Source organism: Streptomyces sp. NPDC057249 (assembly GCF_042669245.1).
In the GTDB taxonomy this organism is placed as follows: domain Bacteria; phylum Actinomycetota; class Actinomycetes; order Streptomycetales; family Streptomycetaceae; genus Streptomyces.
This window is the reverse complement of record NZ_JBHUXS010000013.1, coordinates 157,154-176,065: the sequence shown is the minus strand read 5'-3', so window position 1 is coordinate 176,065 and position 18,912 is coordinate 157,154. Positions and strand designations below refer to the sequence as shown.

Annotated in this window: 16 protein-coding genes; 12 read left to right on the top strand and 4 right to left on the bottom strand. The window is 72.0% G+C overall.

Annotated features, from left to right (window positions below; translation table 11 throughout):
- Positions 1 to 38 precede the first annotated feature (38 nt).
- From ACFUJY_RS24065 to ACFUJY_RS24055, 3 genes are read left to right on the top strand one after another with little or no spacing between them, the layout of a single operon-like run.
- Positions 39 to 905, top strand: coding sequence for a TatD family hydrolase (locus ACFUJY_RS24065; RefSeq protein WP_383303073.1), 867 nt, complete (start codon positions 39 to 41; stop codon positions 903 to 905).
- A gap of 35 nt (positions 906 to 940) precedes the next feature.
- Positions 941 to 1,825 (top strand): 16S rRNA (adenine(1518)-N(6)/adenine(1519)-N(6))-dimethyltransferase RsmA, encoded by an 885-nt coding sequence (gene rsmA, locus ACFUJY_RS24060; protein WP_383303071.1) that lies wholly within the window; start codon positions 941 to 943, stop codon positions 1,823 to 1,825.
- Positions 1,822 to 2,715, top strand: a complete 894-nt coding sequence (locus tag ACFUJY_RS24055; RefSeq protein ID WP_383303068.1) for a 4-(cytidine 5'-diphospho)-2-C-methyl-D-erythritol kinase — start codon at positions 1,822 to 1,824, stop codon at positions 2,713 to 2,715. Before rsmA ends, ACFUJY_RS24055 begins: the two co-directional genes overlap by 4 nt.
- 8 nt (positions 2,716 to 2,723) lie before the next feature.
- On the opposite strand, the gene ACFUJY_RS24050 is transcribed toward ACFUJY_RS24055, so the two are convergent.
- On the bottom strand, positions 2,724 to 3,353 hold the full coding sequence (locus ACFUJY_RS24050) for a lipoprotein (RefSeq protein WP_383303065.1): 630 nt from the start codon (positions 3,351 to 3,353) through the stop codon (positions 2,724 to 2,726).
- 122 nt (positions 3,354 to 3,475) lie between these two features.
- On the opposite strand from ACFUJY_RS24050, the gene ACFUJY_RS24045 reads away from it, so the two are divergent.
- The 5 genes from ACFUJY_RS24045 to ACFUJY_RS24025 all read left to right on the top strand — a co-directional run bounded on the left by ACFUJY_RS24045 (position 3,476) and on the right by ACFUJY_RS24025 (position 11,893).
- The gene (locus ACFUJY_RS24045) at positions 3,476 to 5,287 is read left to right on the top strand and encodes an ABC-F family ATP-binding cassette domain-containing protein (RefSeq protein WP_383303221.1); all 1,812 of its coding nucleotides are present in this window, start codon (positions 3,476 to 3,478) and stop codon (positions 5,285 to 5,287) included.
- Positions 5,288 to 5,377: 90 nt separating this feature from the next.
- Positions 5,378 to 7,102 (top strand): PQQ-binding-like beta-propeller repeat protein, encoded by a 1,725-nt coding sequence (locus tag ACFUJY_RS24040; RefSeq protein WP_383303062.1) that lies wholly within the window; start codon positions 5,378 to 5,380, stop codon positions 7,100 to 7,102.
- A gap of 241 nt (positions 7,103 to 7,343) precedes the next feature.
- Entirely contained in the window at positions 7,344 to 9,209 is a 1,866-nt protein-coding gene (locus tag ACFUJY_RS24035) for a PQQ-binding-like beta-propeller repeat protein (protein WP_383303059.1), read from the top strand.
- Positions 9,210 to 9,267: 58 nt separating this feature from the next.
- The gene (locus tag ACFUJY_RS24030) at positions 9,268 to 11,076 is read left to right on the top strand and encodes a PQQ-binding-like beta-propeller repeat protein (protein ID WP_383303057.1); all 1,809 of its coding nucleotides are present in this window, start codon (positions 9,268 to 9,270) and stop codon (positions 11,074 to 11,076) included.
- 124 nt (positions 11,077 to 11,200) lie between these two features.
- Positions 11,201 to 11,893: a LuxR C-terminal-related transcriptional regulator gene (locus ACFUJY_RS24025; protein ID WP_383303054.1), complete on the top strand. Its 693-nt coding sequence runs from the start codon at positions 11,201 to 11,203 to the stop codon at positions 11,891 to 11,893.
- A gap of 28 nt (positions 11,894 to 11,921) precedes the next feature.
- Here the strand turns inward: ACFUJY_RS24025 and ACFUJY_RS24020 are convergent, their stop codons facing one another.
- Together ACFUJY_RS24020 and ACFUJY_RS24015 are read right to left on the bottom strand one after the other, a co-directional pair.
- Complete coding sequence (locus ACFUJY_RS24020; protein ID WP_383303052.1) at positions 11,922 to 12,212, bottom strand: hypothetical protein; 291 nt, start codon at positions 12,210 to 12,212, stop codon at positions 11,922 to 11,924.
- 15 nt (positions 12,213 to 12,227) lie between these two features.
- Entirely contained in the window at positions 12,228 to 13,898 is a 1,671-nt protein-coding gene (locus tag ACFUJY_RS24015) for a sodium:solute symporter family protein (protein ID WP_383303049.1), read from the bottom strand.
- 236 nt (positions 13,899 to 14,134) lie between these two features.
- Between ACFUJY_RS24015 and galT the strand changes: the two genes are divergently transcribed.
- From galT to ACFUJY_RS23995, 4 genes are all read left to right on the top strand, one after another.
- Positions 14,135 to 15,178 carry a galactose-1-phosphate uridylyltransferase gene (gene galT, locus ACFUJY_RS24010; protein WP_383303047.1) on the top strand — a complete coding sequence of 348 codons (1,044 nt, stop codon included), beginning with the start codon at positions 14,135 to 14,137 and terminating at the stop codon, positions 15,176 to 15,178.
- A complete protein-coding gene (gene galE / locus ACFUJY_RS24005) occupies positions 15,175 to 16,155 on the top strand; it encodes a UDP-glucose 4-epimerase GalE (protein WP_383303044.1) in 981 nt (326 codons plus the stop codon). Before galT ends, galE begins: the two co-directional genes overlap by 4 nt.
- Positions 16,152 to 17,321 carry a galactokinase gene (gene galK / locus ACFUJY_RS24000; RefSeq protein ID WP_383303041.1) on the top strand — a complete coding sequence of 390 codons (1,170 nt, stop codon included), beginning with the start codon at positions 16,152 to 16,154 and terminating at the stop codon, positions 17,319 to 17,321. Before galE ends, galK begins: the two co-directional genes overlap by 4 nt.
- A gap of 293 nt (positions 17,322 to 17,614) precedes the next feature.
- Positions 17,615 to 18,424: a LuxR C-terminal-related transcriptional regulator gene (locus ACFUJY_RS23995; protein WP_383303038.1), complete on the top strand. Its 810-nt coding sequence runs from the start codon at positions 17,615 to 17,617 to the stop codon at positions 18,422 to 18,424.
- Here ACFUJY_RS23995 and ACFUJY_RS23990 read toward each other — a convergent pair.
- Entirely contained in the window at positions 18,383 to 18,880 is a 498-nt protein-coding gene (locus ACFUJY_RS23990) for a MarR family winged helix-turn-helix transcriptional regulator (protein WP_073864884.1), read from the bottom strand. The two genes, ACFUJY_RS23995 and ACFUJY_RS23990, sit on opposite strands and share 42 nt — an antisense overlap.
- Positions 18,881 to 18,912 lie beyond the last annotated feature (32 nt).

Sequence of the window (18,912 nt, the reverse complement as noted above, 5' to 3'; positions counted from 1 at the left end):
GTAGGGCGGACCGCCCCGGTCCTCGTACGATCGTGGCCATGAGCCGCAGCGAAGCCCCGCCCCTGCCGGAACCCCTCCGGGTGCCGGTCGCCGATTCGCACACCCACCTGGACATGCAGGACGGCACCGTCGAGGAGGGCCTGGCCAGGGCCGCCGCGGTGAACGTGACGACCGTGGTCCAGGTGGGCTGCGACGTGAAGGGGTCCCGCTGGGCCGCCGAGACCGCCGCCGCCCACCCGAACGTGCACGCGGCGGTGGCCCTCCACCCCAACGAGGCGCCGCGCATCGTGCACGGCGATCCGGATGGCTGGTCACGGCAGGGTGCCCGGGAGGCCGGAGGCACCGCCGCGCTGCACGAGGCCCTCGCCGAGATCGACGCGCTGGCCGCGCTGCCGCACGTACGCGGGGTTGGCGAGACCGGGCTCGACCACTTCCGGACCGGCCCCGAGGGCATGGCCGCCCAGGAGGAGTCCTTCCGGGCCCACATCGAGATCGCCAAGCGGCACGGCAAGGCCCTCGTCATCCACGACCGCGAGGCCCACGCGGACGTCCTGCGCATCCTCGCGGACGCGGGCGCGCCCGAGCGGACCGTCTTCCACTGCTACTCCGGCGACGCGGACATGGCCCGGGTCTGCGCGGAGGCCGGCTACTTCATGTCGTTCGCCGGGAACATGACCTTCAAGAACGCCCAGCCGCTGCGCGACGCACTGGCGGTCGCCCCGCTGGAACTGGTCCTGGTCGAGACGGACGCCCCGTTCCTGACCCCGGCGCCGTACCGGGGCCGGCCCAACGCGCCGTACCTGATCCCGGTGACGCTGCGGGCGATGGCGGCGGTGAAGGGGCTGGACGAGGACACGCTCGCGGAGGCGATCGCGGAGAACACGGCGAGGGCGTTCGACTACTGAGCGGGGGCCCGCCCAGGGCCCCGTACGCTTGACAGGTGAGCACCACTGAGCCCGACGCCCTCCTGGGCCCCGCAGACATCCGCGAACTCGCCGACACCCTCGGCGTACGCCCCACCAAGCAGCGCGGGCAGAACTTCGTCATCGACGCCAACACGGTCCGGCGGATCGTGCGCACGGCGGAGGTCCGGCCGGACGACGTGGTGGTCGAGATCGGCCCGGGCCTCGGCTCGCTGACCCTCGCGCTCCTCGAGGTCGCCGACCGGGTCGTCGCCGTCGAGATCGACGACGTACTCGCCGCGGCCCTGCCCGCCACCGTGGCCGCCCGGATGCCCGCCCGCGCCGACCGCTTCGCGCTGGTGCACTCGGACGCCATGCTCGTACGCGAGCTGCCGGGCCCGCCGCCCACGGCGCTGGTCGCCAACCTCCCGTACAACGTCGCCGTGCCGGTGCTGCTCACCGTGCTCGACCGCTTCCCCAGCATCGAGCGCACCCTCGTCATGGTGCAGGCGGAGGTCGCGGACCGGCTGGCCGCCCGGCCGGGCAACAAGGTCTACGGCGTGCCGTCGGTGAAGGCCAACTGGTACACGGACGTCAAGCGCGCCGGGTCCATCGGCCGCAAGGTCTTCTGGCCCGCGCCGAACGTGGACTCCGGGCTCGTCTCGCTGGTGCGCCGCCGTGAACCGGTGGCGACGACCGCGAGCAAGGAAGAGGTCTTCGCGGTGGTGGACGCGGCGTTCGCCCAGCGCCGCAAGACGCTGCGCGCGGCACTCGCGGGCTGGGCCGGTTCCGCGCCGGCCGCCGAGGCCGCCCTGGTCGCGGCGGGCATCTCGCCGCAGGCGCGCGGCGAGTCCCTGACGATCGAGGAGTTCGCCGCCGTGGCCGAGAACAAGCCCGCCGACGGGACCGGGAGCGCGCAGTGAGTGTCACCGTACGGGTCCCCGCCAAGGTCAACGTCCAGCTCGCGGTCGGCGCCGCGCGCCCGGACGGCTTCCACGACCTGGCCAACGTCTTCCTCGCCGTCGGCCTGTACGACGAGGTCACCGCCACCCCCGCCGACAGCCTCCGCATCACCTGCTCCGGGCCCGACGCGGCGCAGGTCCCGCTGGACGCGTCGAACCTGGCCGCGCGGGCGGCGTCCGCCCTGGCCGCGCTGCACGGCATCGCGCCGGACGTGCACCTCCACATCGACAAGGACATCCCGGTCGCCGGCGGCATGGCCGGCGGCAGCGCGGACGGGGCCGGCGCCCTGCTGGCCTGCGACGCACTCTGGGGGACCGGCACGCCCCGCGAGGACCTGCTCGCCCTCTGCGCCGAGCTGGGCAGCGATGTGCCGTTCAGCCTGGTCGGCGGCGCCGCGCTCGGCACCGGCCGGGGCGAGCGGCTGACCCCGGTCGAGGTCGGCGGCACCTTCCACTGGGTGTTCGCGGTGGCCGACGGCGGGCTCTCCACCCCGGCGGTGTACCGCGAGTTCGACCGCCTCACGGAGGGCACCCGCGTCCCGGAGCCGGTGGCGTCGGAGGCCCTCCTGGACGCCCTGCGGTCCGGCGACGCCAAGGCCCTGGCCGCCGCCCTGAGCAACGACCTCCAGGCCCCCGCGCTCTCCCTGCGCCCGTCCCTCGCCGCGACCCTGGCGGCGGGCACGGAGGCGGGCGCGCTGGCGGCCCTGGTCTCCGGCTCGGGCCCGACGACCGCGTTCCTCACCGAGGACGAGGCGACGGCCCGCGAGGTGGCCGCCGCCCTCACCGCCTCGGGGACCTGCCGCACGGCACGCACGGCGGCCTCCCCGGCCCGGGGGGCCACGGTCGTCTAGGCGGCCGGTCAGCCCACCCGTACCGACTTCTTCGCCAGCTCGTACGCCGGCAGCATCTCCTCGTGCTCGTCCGCGTCCAGGCCGCCCAGGTGGACCACGACCGGGCCCTCGGGGGTGGCGAGGGCGAAGGCGTGGGCGGGGCGGTCCTCGTCCATGAGTTCGCTGTGGGCCGTGTAGGCCACCTCGGTCAGCGGCTGCCCGCCGCTCGTGACCTCCTTGTACGCGGCCCCGGAGGCGTTCTCGTCCGCCCCGACGAAGCCCTTCAGCGCCTCGCGCGGGGTGACCGTCGTGGCCTTCGCCCGCCACACCCGCAGGAAGCCGATCTGACCGGCCGGCTTCGCGTCGATCTCGCAGACCATGGTGACCGGACCCTGCGTCCCGAGTTCGGCCAGCTCCGAGTCCGGGTCGATCTCGACGGCCTTCGGCTTCCAGTCCTCCGCCAGGTCGAACGTCACCGGCAGCTCGCAGCCGGAGCCGGCGCCGCCGACCGTGCCGCCCTTGGCCGCGGCCTTCACCGCGGGCGCCGCGGACTTCCCCGGCTTCGCGTCCGCGCCGGAATCCGCGTCCGACGAGCAGCCGGCCAGCGCGGACGCGGCCAGCAGGACGGGCACCAGCCCGCGAACCGTACGACGTGTCATGACAACCCCACCCCTTGATCGATGCGCGCAACGTACACCGGGGCGGGCGGGCACTCGTACGGAGGTCCGTGCGGCGGCGACTACGCTGGAAGGCCGGAGTCTTCCTCGTAGCTGGAGCGTTCGTGGCGGTCAACCTCATCAATGTCGAGCAGGTCAGCAAGGTGTACGGCACCCGTGCCCTGCTCGACGGTGTCTCCCTCGGCGTCTCGGAGGGCGACCGGATCGGTGTCGTCGGCCGCAACGGCGACGGCAAGACGACGCTGATCCGGATGCTCGCCCGGCTGGAGGAGGCCGACACCGGCCGCGTCACGCACAGCGGCGGGCTGCGCCTGGGCGTCCTCACCCAGCACGACTCGCTCGACCCCGAGGCCACCATCCGCCACGAGGTCATCGGTGACCTCGCCGACCACGAGTGGGCGGGCAGCGCCAAGATCCGCGACGTGCTGACCGGCCTCTTCGGCGGGCTCGACCTGCCGGGCTTCGCCAACGGCCTGGACACGGTCATCGCCCCGCTCTCCGGTGGCGAGCGGCGCCGGATCGCGCTGGCCAAGCTGCTCATCGCCGAGCAGGACCTGATCGTCCTCGACGAGCCGACCAACCACCTCGACGTTGAGGGCATCACCTGGCTCGCCGGCCATCTGCGCGCCCGCCGCTCCGCGCTGGTCTGCGTCACCCACGACCGCTGGTTCCTGGACCAGGTCTGCACCCGCATGTGGGACGTGCAGCGCGGCACGGTCCACGAGTACGAGGGCGGCTACAGCGACTACGTGTTCGCCCGCGCCGAGCGGGAGCGGATCGCCGCGACCGAGGAGACCAAGCGGCAGAACCTGATGCGCAAGGAGCTGGCCTGGCTGCGGCGCGGCGCCCCCGCCCGCACCGCGAAGCCCCGCTACCGCATCGAGGCCGCCAACGAGCTGATCGCGGACGTGCCGCCGCCGCGCGACACCAGCGAGCTGATGAAGTTCGCCAACGCCCGGCTCGGCAAGACCGTGTTCGACCTGGAGGACGTCACCGTCCAGGCCGGCCCCAAGACCCTGCTCCAGCACCTCACCTGGCAGCTCGGCCCGGGCGACCGCATCGGCCTGGTCGGGGTCAACGGCGCCGGCAAGACCTCGCTGCTGCGGGCGCTCGCCGAGGCCGCCCGCACCGAGGGCGAGGTCCAGCCCGCCGCCGGGAAGATCGTCGTCGGCAAGACCGTCCGGCTCGCCTACCTCTCCCAGGAGGTCCACGAGCTGAACCCGGACCTGCGGGTGCTGGAGGCCGTCCAGCAGGTGCGGGACCGGGTGGACCTGGGCAAGGGGCGCGAGATGACCGCCGGACAGCTCTGCGAGCAGTTCGGCTTCGCCAAGGAGAAGCAGTGGACGCCCGTCGGCGACCTCTCCGGCGGCGAGCGGCGCCGGCTCCAGATCCTGCGCCTCCTGATGGACGAGCCCAACGTGCTCTTCCTGGACGAGCCGACCAACGACCTCGACATCGAGACCCTGACCCAGCTGGAGGACCTGCTCGACGGCTGGCCCGGCTCCATGATCGTGATCTCCCACGACCGGTTCTTCGTCGAGCGCACCACGGACCGGGTCATGGCCCTGCTCGGCGACAAGACGCTGCGGATGCTGCCGCGCGGCATCGACGAGTACCTGGAGCGCAGGCAGCGCCAGGCCGAGACGGCCGCCCCGGCCGCCGCCCCCGCCGCCCAGACCGCCGCACCGGCGCCCGCGGTCTCCGCGCAGGCGGCCCGCGCGGCCAAGAAGGAGCTCCAGAAGGTCGAGCGGCAGCTGGAGAAGATGTCGACCCGCGAGACGACGCTGCACGCCCTGATCGCCGAGAACGCCACGGACTTCGAGAAGGTGGCGAAGCTGGACGCGGAGCTGCGCGAACTGGTCGCGGAACGCGACGTGCTGGAGATGCGCTGGCTGGAACTGGCCGAGGACGCCTGAGCGTCGTCACGCGTGGGGCGGGTGGTACAAAGAAGCCCTGGCCGGTGCGGGCCACGACCGTGCCACTTTCACCACAGGGGGACGGGTCCGATGAGCCAGCCGCCCGAACAGCAGCCGCCGCAGGGCGGGTTCGGAGCACCGTACGATCCGGCGACCGGTCCGTACACCCAGCCACCCGCCCAGCCCGGCTACGGCTATCCGCCGCAGGGTCACGGACAGCCCCAGCCGGGTCCGTACACCCAGCCCGGTCCGTACACCCAGCCCGGCCCGTACGCCCAGCCCGGCCCGTACACATCGCCGGGGCTGCACCAGATGCCCACCCAGCAGCAGTACGCGGCCCCCGGGCCCGGCGGGCCGCGGGGCGGGGGCGGGCCGTTCCGGGGCCGGATCGCGAAGATCGTCGGGGCCGCGGTCGCCGTGGCGCTCCTCGCGGGCGGCGGGATCTGGTTCGCCACCGGCGACGGGGACGACGACAAGCCGCTGGCCGGGCCGACCCACTCCGCGAAGCCCACCGTCACGCCCTCGCCGACCAAGGGCGGGGCCACCGGGGAACCGGTGGTCAGCCCGGAGGAGGAGGCGCGGACCATCAACGCCGGCGTCAAGCCCGGCGAGGTGAAGGTGAGCTGGATACAGAAGGGCGGCGTCGACCTGCCGCGCGACGGCGAGGACCAGTTCGGCCCCTGGTTCGCCGGGGACCTCGTCGTCAGGGCCCTGTTCAACACGGTCTCCGGCTACTCGCTCTCCGACGGCACCCCGCGGTGGAACCTCCGGCTGCCGACCAAGATGTGCGCGGCGCCCTCGCAGCCCACCGCCGACGGCAAGATCGTTCTCGGGATCAGGCACGACTCCGCCGCCGACGCCCAGTGCGACACGCTCCAGATGGTCGACCTGAAGACCGGCAAGGCCGGCTGGCGCAAGTCGTACGTCCGTGAAGGAGCCTGGGACGGGCTCTCCGACCTCGTGATGTCCACCAACGGCGGCACCGTCACCGTAGGACGCACCGGCCGGACCGAGGGCTTCCGGATCAGCGACGGCAAGCAGCTCTTCGGTGAACGGCCCGGGAAGTGCCAGCCGTTCGGCCTCGTCAGCGGACCGGTGGCCATCGCGGCGGTCAGCTGCCACACCGCCGACGACCAGTACAAGGACCAGCAGGTGCAGCGGATCGACCCCGCCACCGGCAAGGCTCTGTGGACGTACAAGCTCAAGAAGGACTGGGAGGTCTCCCAGATCCTCTCCGTCAACCCGCTCGTCGTCTCGCTGAAGCAGCCGGAGAAGTGGGGGGTCCTCGTCCTCAACGCCGACGGCACCTACCGCACCCAGCTTTCCGGCGGACCGAGCGACCTCCGGGTCAAGTGCGAGCGGGACATGATGTCGCTCGGCCGGAACCTGGACAACTGCGTGGGCGTGGCCGCCGACGCGAAGACCTTCTACATGAGCACCGCGTACGGCGAGTTCGGGGAGTTCCACGCCAACAAGGTCGTGGCGTTCGACCTGGACACCGGGAAGTTCCGCTGGTCGGCCGATGCACCGAAGGGCCAGGCCGTCACCCCGCTGCGCACCGAGGGCGGCAAGCTGCTGATGTACGTCCACCCGGCCGAGGGCAAGGGCGGCGGGATCGCCACTCTCCCCTCCACCGGTGGCACTCCGCAGTTCGTCCAGCGCCACCCGGTGTCCGGCGTCGAGCTGGAGCGCGGCATCTACGAACCGCGCATCGCGTACACCGGAGGACGCACCCTGCTGACGCCGTCACGGCTCAGCGGCATCGACGGCGACGACGAGGTGGACGCGCCCTCCATCGTGGTCTACGGCGGCTGACGGTCCGAAGCATCACGACGGCATCACGGCCCGGTCCTCCCTTGGGAACAGGGGCGGACCGAACCGGAGGACGCCCTCGGACGGGTGGTACAAAGAAGTCCCGCTCGACTGACGTGACACTGCGGAATCCATGCCCGATTCGCTCCATTTCGCCGTGCTCCAGGGGGCCTTGCCCCCGGTGCCGGCGAGATCGCGGGGGAGTCCGGAACGGGCACCGGACCGCACGAAGGGGGACGCGCTGATGACCCAGCCGCCCGGACAGCAACCGCCGCAGGGAGGCTTCGGCGCTCCGCAGGAGCCGCCGCACGGGGTACCGCAGCCGCCCCAGGGCCCGCCGCAGACTCCGCCGCCCGCCGCGCCGCCCCAGGCCCCCGCCGCGCCGCCGACCCCGCCGCCCACGCAGCCGGGCTACGGCTACCCGCAGCAGCCCGGCCCCTACGACAAGCCGCAGCAGCCGGGCCCGTACGGCCAGCAGCCCGGCCCCTACGGACAGCCGCAGCCCGGCCCGTACGGCCAGCAGCCCGGCCCGTACGGGCAGCCGCAGCCGGGTCCGTACGCCCAGCAGCCGCAGGCCGGTTACGGCTTCCCGCCGCAGCAGCACCCCGGCGCGCCCGTGCCGCCCGGTCCGAACGGCCCCGGCGGCGGCAGCCCGTTCAAGCGCAAGCCGACCATGATCATCGGCGCCGCGGTCGCCGCGCTCCTGGTCATCGGCGGCGGCGTGTACTTCGCGACGAGCGGGGGCGACGGCGACGACGACAAGCCGGTCGCCAAGAAGAGCGAGCAGGTCACCAAGCCGTCCGGGTCGCCCTCCGTCGACCAGGGCGACGGGAACGGCACCGGCCGGGAGGAGGACGACGACCTCAACAGCGGCCGCAAGGACGGCGAGGCCAAGGTCCTCTGGCTCCAGAAGAACGACGTCGACCTCCCGCGCAACGGCGCGGACGTCTACGGACCCTGGATCGTCGGCGACACCATCGTCAAGGGCATGTACCGCACGGTCTCCGGCTACTCGGTCGCCGACGGCAAGCAGGCCTGGACGCTGAAGCTGCCGGCCGACATCTGCTCCGCGCCCGAGCAGACCACCTCCGACGGCAAGATCGTCATCGCGATCAAGAACGGCACCACCGACAAGGCCGACTGCTCCGCCCTCCAGCAGATCGACCTCAACACGGGCAAGGCCGGATGGAAGAAGGAGGTCAAGAAGAGCGGCCTCTTCGACATGATGTCCGACCTCTCCATGGCCATCAGCGGCGACACCGTCACAGCCGGCCGCACCGGCGCCTCCGACGCCTTCCGGGTCAGCGACGGCAAGGAGGTCTTCGGCAAGCGGAGCGGCAACTGCCAGCCGTTCGCCTTCGCCGGCGGCCCCAAGCTCATCGCCGCGGTCAACTGCCGCACCGACGACGTCAACAACCCGCAGCAGGAGATCGAGGAACTCGACCCCGCCACCGGCAAGGCGAAGTGGACCTACAAGCCCCCGCGCGGCTGGGAGGTGGAGAAGGTCTACTCGGTGACCCCCCTCGTCGTCTCCCTCACCAAGGGCAATACCAGCGACGACAAGGAGTGGAGCATCCTCGCGCTCCGCGAGAACGGCACGCTGCGCTCCCAGATGAAGAGCGACAAGGGCGACAAGTTCTCCCCGGACTGCGGTGGCGGCTTCACCATCTTCGGCCAGCGGCTCCAGGGCTGCGTCGGCGTGGCCGCCGACGCCAACACCTTCTACATGTCCACCACGGACGACTCCAGCGGCTCCGACCGCACCAACAAGGTCGTCGCGTTCAACCTGAACACCGGCAAGACGAAGTGGAAGGCGAACTCCCCCGCCGAGCAGACCATGCAGCCGCTCGGCATGGAGGGCGGCAACGTCCTGCTCTACATCGACGGCGGCTACAGCAAGGGCGGCGGCATCGCGACCCTCTCCCCGACCGGCGGCAGCCCGAAGATGGTGCTCCAGCACCCGGACTCGACCTCGGAGATCGAGCGCTCCTTCTACAACCCGAAGATCCAGTACGTGGATGGGCGTTCGTTCATCACGAGCGGGCGGGTCAGCGCGGGCAACGACAAGGAAGAGCTGGAGACGAACACCATGATGGCCTTCGGCAACTGACGGCTCCCCCCACCCGGACGAACCCGACCGATCCCCTTTCCCCGAGGTACGCAACGCCATGACCCAGCCGCCCCAGCAGCCGCCCAACGACCCGCCCCAGGGCGGTTTCGGTGCGCCGCAGGACCCGCCGCCCGGCGGTTTCGGCGCGCCGCAGGACCCGCCCCCCGGTGGCTTCGGCGCCCCGACCCCGCCGCCCGGCCCGCCCCAGCAGCAGCCGGGCTACGGCTACCCGCAGCCGCCCACGCAGCCGGGCTACGGCTTCCCGCAGGGCCAGCCGCCCCAGCCGCCCACCCAGCCCGGCTACGGCTTCCCGCAGCAGGGCCAGCAGCAGCCGTACGGCTACCCGACCGCACCGATGCAGCCGGCCTACCAGCCGCCGCAGCAGGGCGGCGGCGGGAAGAAGTTCTCCACCCAGGCCCAGATCATCGTCGCCGCCGTGGTCGCGGTCGCCCTGATCGTCGGCGGCGGCATCTGGTACGCCTCCAGCGGCGGGGACGACAAGAAGGACGAGGCGGGCTCCTCCGCCGGCACCTCCGGCGAGAACAAGGGCGGCAAGGGCGACGACGGCGGGAAGGGCGGTGGCACCGGCGGCAAGGAGAAGGCCCCGGCGAACGTCGACTCGGCCGTCGGCTTCCAGCTCCCGCAGCCCAAGGTCACCGACGTCACCACCGTCGACGGCTCCTGGATCACCGACAAGGCGTACGTGAAGACGGGCGTCAACGAGGTCGTCGGCTATGACCTGGACAAGGGCACCAAGCTCTGGTCGGTGCCGCTGGACGGCCAGGTGTGCGCCGCGTCCCGGCACATGAGCAAGGACTACAAGACCGCCATCCTCTTCGAGGAGGCCAAGCGGACCAAGGCCAAGAGCTACCAGAGCTGCAACAAGGTCGGTGCCCTCGACCTGGCCACCGGCAAGCTGCTGTGGAGCAAGTCGATCACCGCCGCCACCGGCGGCGACCGCCCGATCCGCTTCGCCGAGGTCACCCTCAGCGGCAACACGGTCGCCGCGGGCGGCACCGACGGCGGCGCCGCCTTCAAGCTGGACACCGGCGCCGAGCTCTGGAAGCCGAAGGCCAGCACCGACGGCTGCTACGACGCCGGGTACGGCGGCGGCGAGGCCCTGGCCGTCGTCCGCAAGTGCGGTACGTACGACGACCCGCAGCTGGTCATCCAGGCGCTGAACCCGACGACGGGCGCCCCGCTCTCCTCGTACAAGATGCCGGCCGGCGTCGACTACGCGAGCATCGTCTCCACCAAGCCGCTCGTGGTCGCCGCCGACGTCGGCGACACCGCCGGCGACGGCAGCAGCATCTCGGACTTCTTCTCGATCGACGAGGCCACCGGCAAGCTGAAGATCCGTATCTCCGCCGACGCCGAGAAGTACGCGGCCCGGTGCGGCTCCACCGAGGTCGAGCAGTGCCAGCACCTCGCCGTCGGCAACAACCGCATCTACCTGCCGACCGAGGAGCACGAGGGCACCGGCGAGAGCTTCAGCCGGACCAACGAGATCGTCTCCTTCGACCTCACCACCGGCAAGCAGACCGGCGACCGGGCCGACGCGGGCGAGAAGTTCACGATGTTCCCGCTGCGCATGGACGGCGACAACATCATCGCGTACCGGGAACCCCCGTACGACAAGGGCGGTGAGGTCGTCTCGATCGACGGCAGCACCTTCGAGCAGACGGTCCTGATGCGCAACCCGTCCGACGAGGCCGTCCGGGACGCGGAGACCAGCTTCTCCTCGGACTACGCGGAGTTCCGCTACGCGCAGGGACGCTTCTTCATCTCCGAGACGATGATCAGCGCACCGCGCAAGAGCTCCCTGGATGACAAGGAGTACCTGGTGGTGTCCTTCCGCACCAGCTGAGTGCGGATCACGGATGTGGGGGTGGAACCGGCCGGTTCCACCCCCACTCGCGTACCCGGCCGTGTAACTTGCAGGCCCTGGAGGGGCCGGGGGGTCCGTGCCGCGGTGACGGGGGGAATGGGCGATGGGTGTCCGGCTGATGGTGGTGGACGACCACCGGCTGCTCGCCGAGGCGCTGGCGTCGGCGCTGAAGCTGCGCGGCCACCGGGTGCTGGCCGCCGCCGCGCCCACCACCGGGGCGGCGGACCTCGTCGTCGGCCGGGCCCCGGAGGTCTGCCTGTTCGGCACCGCGTCGCCCGCCGTGCCCGGCACGTTCGACCCCGTCGTCCGCATCCGGCGCGAGCGCCCGCAGACCGCGGTGGTCGTGCTCGGCCCGGTCCCCAGTCCGCGCGGGATCGCCGCCGCGTTCGCGGCCGGGGCCGCCGGGTACGTCCGGCACGACGAGCGGATCGAGGGCGTGGAGCGCGCCATGGCCAAGGCCCGGTCCGGGGAGGTGGCCATCGCGCCCCAGCTCCTCCAGGGCGCCTTCGCCGAACTGCTCGACCCGGTGGCCCAGCCGGACGACGAGGGCCGCCGGCTGCTGCGGCTGCTCACCCCGCGCGAGGTCGAGGTGCTGGTCCGGGTCGCGGAGGGCGAGGACACCCGGCTGATCGCGGCCGGGATGCGGATCGCGCCGAGCACCGCCCGTACGCACGTCCAGCGGGTCCTGATGAAGCTCGGCGTCGGCTCCCGCCTCGAGGCCGCCGCGCTGGCCGCCCGGACCGGGCTGCTGGACCGGGCGGCGGTGACACGCCAGGGGCCGGACCCCGTCGGCTGACGGTGTCCGGCCCCTGTCACGCAAGGTCCTAGCTCCCCGGGGTGTCCTCCGGGGCGGGCTCCGGGGCCTGGGCCGGGCGCAGCTTCATCCAGACCAGGAAGAACAGGCCGAGCGCCAGCATGGCGAGGCCGGTCCACAGGTTGATGTGGACGCCCTGGGCCTTCTCCAGGTCCTCGTCGGACGGGCTGATCCCGGCGATCGTCACGATGATCCCGTAGACCACGAAGAGGCCGCCGATGATCCGCCGGATGTCGAAGAGGCGGGCCGCCGTGGCGGACTTCTGCTCCAGGTCGGAGACTTCCTTGTGCAGGTCGGACATGGTGGGGTGCTCCGATCAGAACGAGTAGGGGACGTAGCACAGGGCGGCGAGCACGATGGCTCCCCAGCCCAGGAGTGCGGGCCTGCGGTACCAGGCGCTGTCGCCCTCCTCGGGCACCTCGGGGGCGCCCGGGGACTCGGTTCCGTAGACGAGGCCGGCGAGTTCGGCCTCGGGCTTGGGAGCGGTGAAGAGCGTGACCGCGATCATGACGACCGCTCCGGCGACGAAGCCGACGATCGCCGAGACGAAGTTGGCGCCCTGGTCGCTCGGGATGTCGATGACGCCCTGCTTGTAGATGACGAAGTAGTTGACCATCGCGGCCGTGGTGCCCGCGAGCAGGCCCCAGACACCGGACTTCATCGAGGCGCGCTTCCAGAACATGCCGATGATGAAGACGACGAAGAGCGGCACGTTGAAGAACGAGAAGAGCGTCTGGAGGTAGCTCATGATGTTCGAGAAGCTGGCGGCGATGAACGCGGTGCCGATGGAGGCCAGCACGCCGAGCGCCGTGATCAGCCGGCCGAAGCGCAGGTAGTACGCGTCCGACTGGTCCTTCTTCACGTACCGCGCCCAGATGTCCGTGGTGAACACGGTGTTGAACGAGGAGACGTTGGCGGCCATGCCCGCCATGAACGCGGCCAGCAGACCGGTCACCGCGATGCCGAGCACACCGTTCGGCAGCAGCTCGCGCATCAGCAGCGGGATCGCGTCGTTGTACGTGGTGCCGGAGCCGGCGGTGCCGATGTTGGGCACGACCACGGCGGCGACCAGACCCGGGATCATCACGGCGAAGACGATGAACATCTTCGGGAAGGCCGCGATCAGCGGGGTGCGCTGGGCGGCCGAGAGGTTCTTCGCGGACAGGGCGCGCTGCACCTCGGCGAAGTTCGTCGTCCAGTAGCCGAAGGAGAGCACGAAGCCGAGGCCGAGGACGATCGTCAGCCAGTTGGCGCCGAGCGGGTTGGCGTCACCGATGCCCGTGCCGCCCCAGGCCGACATGAAGTTGGAGCCGTGCTGCGACGTCAGTGAATCGCTCAGCCCGTCCCAGCCGCCGACGCGCTTGAGGCCCAGCAGGGTCAGCGGGATCAGCGCGGCGAGGATGACGAAGAACTGGAGCACCTCGTTGTAGATCGCGGAGGAGAGCCCGCCGATCGTGATGTAGACGAGGACGAAGAGGCCCGCGACGACGATCGCGACCCACTGCGGCCAGCCGAGGAGCGCCTCCACGACGATCGACAGGGCGTACAGGTTGACGCCCGCGATCAGGATCGCCGAGAAGGCGAAGAGTATGGAGCTCAGCAGGTGCGCGGACTTGTCGAAGCGCTGGAGCAGGAACTCCGGCACCGAGCGCACCTTCGAGCGGTAGTAGAACGGCATCATCACGAGGCCGAGGAAGACCATCGCGGGGATGGCGCCGATCCAGTACCAGTGCACCACCGCGACGCCGTACTGCGCGCCCGTGGCCGCCATGCCGAGGATCTCGGTGGCGCCCAGGTTGGCCGCGACGAAGGCCAGACCGGTCACCCACGCGGGCAGTGACCGTCCGGAGAGGAAGAAGTCGAGGCTGGTCTTGACACTCGCCCGGGCGGCGAAGCCGATGCCGAGCACCACGACGAAGTAGATCGCCAGGATCGTGTAGTCGAGCCCGTTCGTGGGGAGCCGGAGCCCTGCTGCCAGATATTGCATGTGGGGGTCTCGCTTCGTTGCGCGAACTGAACCCGAAGGAAACTACGCTCTTGTGTTCAGAAAGTGAACAGTTCCCAAGAGGTTCTTTGTTTGTTTGTGATCGTATCGACGGAATCACCGCCTTCAACCAGCCGTGAGCCCGCTCGCATCGCCCGTATGCCCCCGCCGTCGACTCATTGACGCATCTGTTGACTTGTGGTTCATTGTGTTTGCTTATGTTTGGTGGGAGGAGTCTGGTGAAGAAGACGGTTACGACGCTCGCCGACGGCCGGGAGCTGATCTACTACGACAGCCGCGACGACCTCGTGCGCGAGGCCGTCGACACACGGCCCCTCGACGCCGTCTCCACCTCGTCCGAGATCCGGCGCGACCCCCTCCTCGGCGACAGCGTGGCCGTCGCCTCGCACCGCCAGGGCCGGACCTACCACCCGCCCGCCGACGAGTGCCCGCTGTGTCCCTCGCGCGAGGGCCGGCAGAGCGAGATCCCGGAGCCCGACTACGACGTCGCCGTCTTCGAGAACCGCTTCCCCTCGCTCGCCGGCGACTCCGGCCGCTGCGAGGTCGTCTGCTTCACCTCCGACCACGACGCCTCGTTCGCCGACCTGACCGAGGAGCAGGCGCGGCTCGTGCTGGACGCCTGGACCGACCGCACCGCGGCCCTGGCCCGGCTCCCGCAGGTCACGCAGGTGTTCTGCTTCGAGAACCGGGGCGCCGAGATCGGCGTCACGCTCGGCCACCCGCACGGCCAGATCTACGGCTACCCCTTCGTCACCCCGCGCACCGAGCTGATGCTCCGCTCGATGGCCGCCCACCACGCGAAGACCGGCCGCAACCTCTTCGACGACGTGATCGCCCGCGAGGAGGAGGACGGCTCCCGGATCGTGCTCGCCGCCGAGCACTGGATCGCCTTCGTCCCGTACGCGGCCCACTGGCCGTACGAGGTCCACCTCCACCCGCGCCGCCGCGTCGCCGACCTGCGGGAGCTGGACGAGGAGGCGCGCACGGAGTTCCCACAGGTCTATCTGGAACTGTTGCGGCGATTCGACCGGATCTTCGGACCCGGAGAGCCGCCGACCCCGTACATCTCCGCCTGGCACCAGGCCCCGTTCGGGGTCCCCGGGCGTGAGGACTTCGGGCTCCACCTCGAGCTTTTCACCATCCGACGGACCTCCGGCAAGCTGAAGTTCCTCGCGGGTTCCGAATCCGGCATGAGCGTGTTCATCAACGACGTGCCGCCGGAGACCGCGGCCCAGCGACTGCGAGAGGTAGCGAGCCAGTGAGCAAGACCCCGAAGAAGTACCTGGTCACCGGTGGTGCCGGTTACGTGGGCAGTGTCGTCGCCCAGCACCTCCTGGAGGCCGGCCACACCGTCACCGTCCTGGACGACCTCTCCACCGGCTTCCGCGAGGGCGTCCCGGCCGGGGCCGACTTCATCGAGGGCCGCGTCCAGGACGCCGCGAAGTGGCTCGACCCCTCCTACGACGGGGTGCTCCACTTCGCCGCGTACTCCCAGGTCGGCGAGTCCGTCACCGACCCCGAGAAGTACTGGCTCAACAACGTCGGCGGCTCCACCGCCCTGCTCGCCGCCATGCGCGACGCCGGGGTGCGCACCCTGGTCTTCTCCTCCACCGCCGCGACCTACGGCGAGCCGGTCTCCAGCCCCATCACGGAGACCGACCCCACCGCGCCGACCAGCCCGTACGGCGCGACCAAGCTCGCCGTCGACCACATGATCACCGGGGAGGCCGCCGCCCACGGCCTGGCCGCCGTCTCGCTGCGCTACTTCAACGTGGCCGGGGCCTACGGCGCCTGCGGCGAGCGGCACAGCCCCGAGTCCCACCTCATCCCGCTCGTGCTCCAGGTCGCCCTCGGACAGCGGGAGTCGATCTCCGTCTACGGCGACGACTACCCGACCCCGGACGGCACCTGCGTCCGCGACTACATCCACGTCGCGGACCTGGCCGAGGCGCACCTCCTCGCGCTCGACGCGGCGGTCCCGGGCGAGCACCTGATCTGCAACCTCGGCAACGGCAACGGCTTCTCGGTCCGCGAGGTCATCGAGACGGTCCGCGAGGTCACCGGCCACCCCGTCCCCGAGACCGCGGCCCCGCGCCGCGCCGGCGACCCGGCCGTCCTCGTCGCCTCCGCGGCCACCGCCAGGGAACGGCTCGGCTGGCAGCCGTCCCGCGCCGACCTGACCGGAATCGTCTCCGACGCCTGGACGTTCGCCCGCCGAGAGGAGCCCACCGCACCATGACCGAGGACCACGCAGAGCTCGCCGCTTCCTTCACCGCGCTGTACGGAAGCGAGCCCGAGGGGATCTGGGCCGCCCCCGGCCGGGTCAACCTGATCGGCGAGTACACCGACTTCAACGACGGCTTCGTCATGCCGCTCGCCCTCCCGCACACCGCGCGCGCCGCGGTCTCCCGCCGCACCGACGGCGAGCTGCGGCTGCACTCCACCGACGTGCCCGGCGGCGTCGTCCGGCTCCGCGTGGACGGGCTGACCCCGAACGAGGGCCACGGCTGGGCCGCCTACCCGGCCGGCGTCGTCTGGGCGCTGCGCGAGGCGGGCCACCAGGTCACCGGCGCCGACATCCAGCTGACCTCCACCGTCCCCACGGGCGCCGGGCTCTCCTCGTCCGCCGCCCTCGAAGTGGTCACCGCCCTCGCCCTCAACGACCTCTTCGGCCTCGGGCTCGACGCGGCGGAGCTCGCGGTCCTCGCCCAGCGCGCCGAGAACGCCTTCGTCGGCGTCCCCTGCGGGGTCATGGACCAGATGGCGTCCGCCTGCTGCACCGAGGGCCACGCCCTGCACCTGGACACCCGGGACCTCGGCCGCCGCCAGGTGCCCTTCGACCTGGCCGCGCACGGGCTGCGGCTCCTGGTGGTCGACACCCGCGTCAAGCACGCGCTCGGCGACGGGGCCTACGCGGAGCGCCGGGCCGGCTGCGAGGAGGGCGCCCGCCTGCTCGGCATACCCACCCTGCGCGACCTGCCGTACGAGGAGCTGGGCGCCGCCCTGGACCGGCTCGCGGAGTCCGGCGCGGACGAGTCCGTGGTGCGGTACGTGCGCCATGTGGTCGGCGACAACCAGCGCGTCGAGCAGGTCATCGCGCTGCTCGACGCGGGCGACGTGCGCGCGGCGGGCCCGGTCCTCACGGCGGGGCACGTCTCGCTCCGCGACGACCTGCGGGTCTCCTGCGTGGAGCTCGACCTGGTGGTCGAGGCGGCCAACGCGGCCGGGGCGCTCGGGGCGCGGATGACCGGGGGCGGCTTCGGCGGCTCGGCGATCGTGCTGGTCGAGGAGGAGCGGGCGGACGCGGTCACCACGTCCGTCCTGGAGGCGTTCACCGCGGCCGGCTACGGCAACCCGGGCGTCTTCCCGGCGGTGCCGTCGGCCGGGGCGCACCGGCTGGTCTGACCGGAGCCCGCCGAGTCCGGCGCGGTGTCGCCGTCCCGCGGCAACCGGTGCGGCTGTGCACGCCGTTCCCTGTCCACTTCTGTCTCACGATGCAACATGCGCCCCACTCCAGGGCGCACCCCTGGACAACTTCCGCCAATTCCCCTCCCCCCAGGCCCCCCGCCCGTACGCTGATGCTCAGCGCCGGCGGGGGGCCTGCGCCGTATTCAGGGGTACGAGACAGCCGGGCGCAGCACCGTGCGGGTCCGGCCCCGCCGGGGGACGCACGCGTGGGGCGCCCCGTCATTCACAGCATGGGGGTGCCTGTGGCCCGTATCCGGGTTCTCGTGGTGGACGACCACCGGATCTTCGCCGAGTCGCTGGCCGCCGCGCTCGCGGCCGAACCGGACGTCGAGGTGGCCGCGGCCGGCAGCGGCCCGGCGGCGCTGCGCTGTCTGGAGCGCGCGGCGGCCGAGGGCCGGGAGTACGACGTGCTGCTGGCCGACGCGGAGCTGGGCGCCCTCGCCGCGCCGGCCCGCACCGGCGCGGGCCCGGTGCCCGCCCCGCGCTCCGGACCGGTCAAGGCCGGTCCGGTCGACGGGATCGCCCTGGTCGGCGCGGTCCGCCTGGCGCGGCCCTCGGTGCGTACGGTGGTGCTCGCCGAGAAGGACGATCCGGCCCGGGCCGCGCTCGCCCTCCAGGCCGGGGCCTGCGGCTGGGTCGCCAAGGACAGCTCGCTGCAACGGCTGCTTGCGGTGATCCGGGGGGTGCTGCGCGACGAGACGCATCTGCCCGCCGCCCTGCTGACGGGGGTGCTGCGCGAGCTGCTGGCCGACCGGAAGCACCGCACCGAGAGCGAGAAGCTGGTCGAGTCGCTGACCCCGCGCGAGCGCGAGGTGCTGCGGTGCATGGTGGCGGGGCTGGGCCGCAAGGCGGTCGCGGAGCGGCTGTTCCTCTCCCCGCACACCGTGCGGACGCACATGCAGAACGTGCTGGGGAAGCTGGGCGTCCACTCGACGCTGGCCGCCGTGGCGCTGGCCCGGCGCGCGGGCGTCGGCCCGGTCGAGCTGGAGGAGCCGGCGCTAACCGGGGATGTTGTCGAACGGGGCAGTCAACTGGCGTAGCAGACCGGCCAGTTCGGCGCGCTGCTGGCGGGAGAGCTCGCCGAGGATGGCGCGCTCCTGGGCGAGGAGGCCCGCCAGGGACTGGTCGGCCTTGTCGCGGCCCTCGGCGGTGAGCCGGACCAGGACGCCGCGCCGGTCGCTGGGGTCGGGCAGCCGCTCGACCAGGTTCTTCTTGGTGAGGCGGTCGATGCGGTTGGTCATCGTGCCCGAGGTGACCAGGGTCTGGGTGAGCAGCTGGCCGGGGGAGAGCTGGTAGGGGGCGCCGGCCCGGCGGAGCGACGTGAGGACGTCGAACTCCCACGGTTCGAGCTGGTGCTCGGCGAAGGCGATGCGGCGGGCCCGGTCGAGGTGCCGGGCCAGGCGGGAGACGCGGCTGAGGACCTCGAGCGGTTCCACGTCGAGGTCGGGGCGCTCGCGGCGCCATGCAGCGACCAGACGGTCGACCTCGTCCTCCATGTGGATCAGTGTAGATGGTCTGTCGACATGAA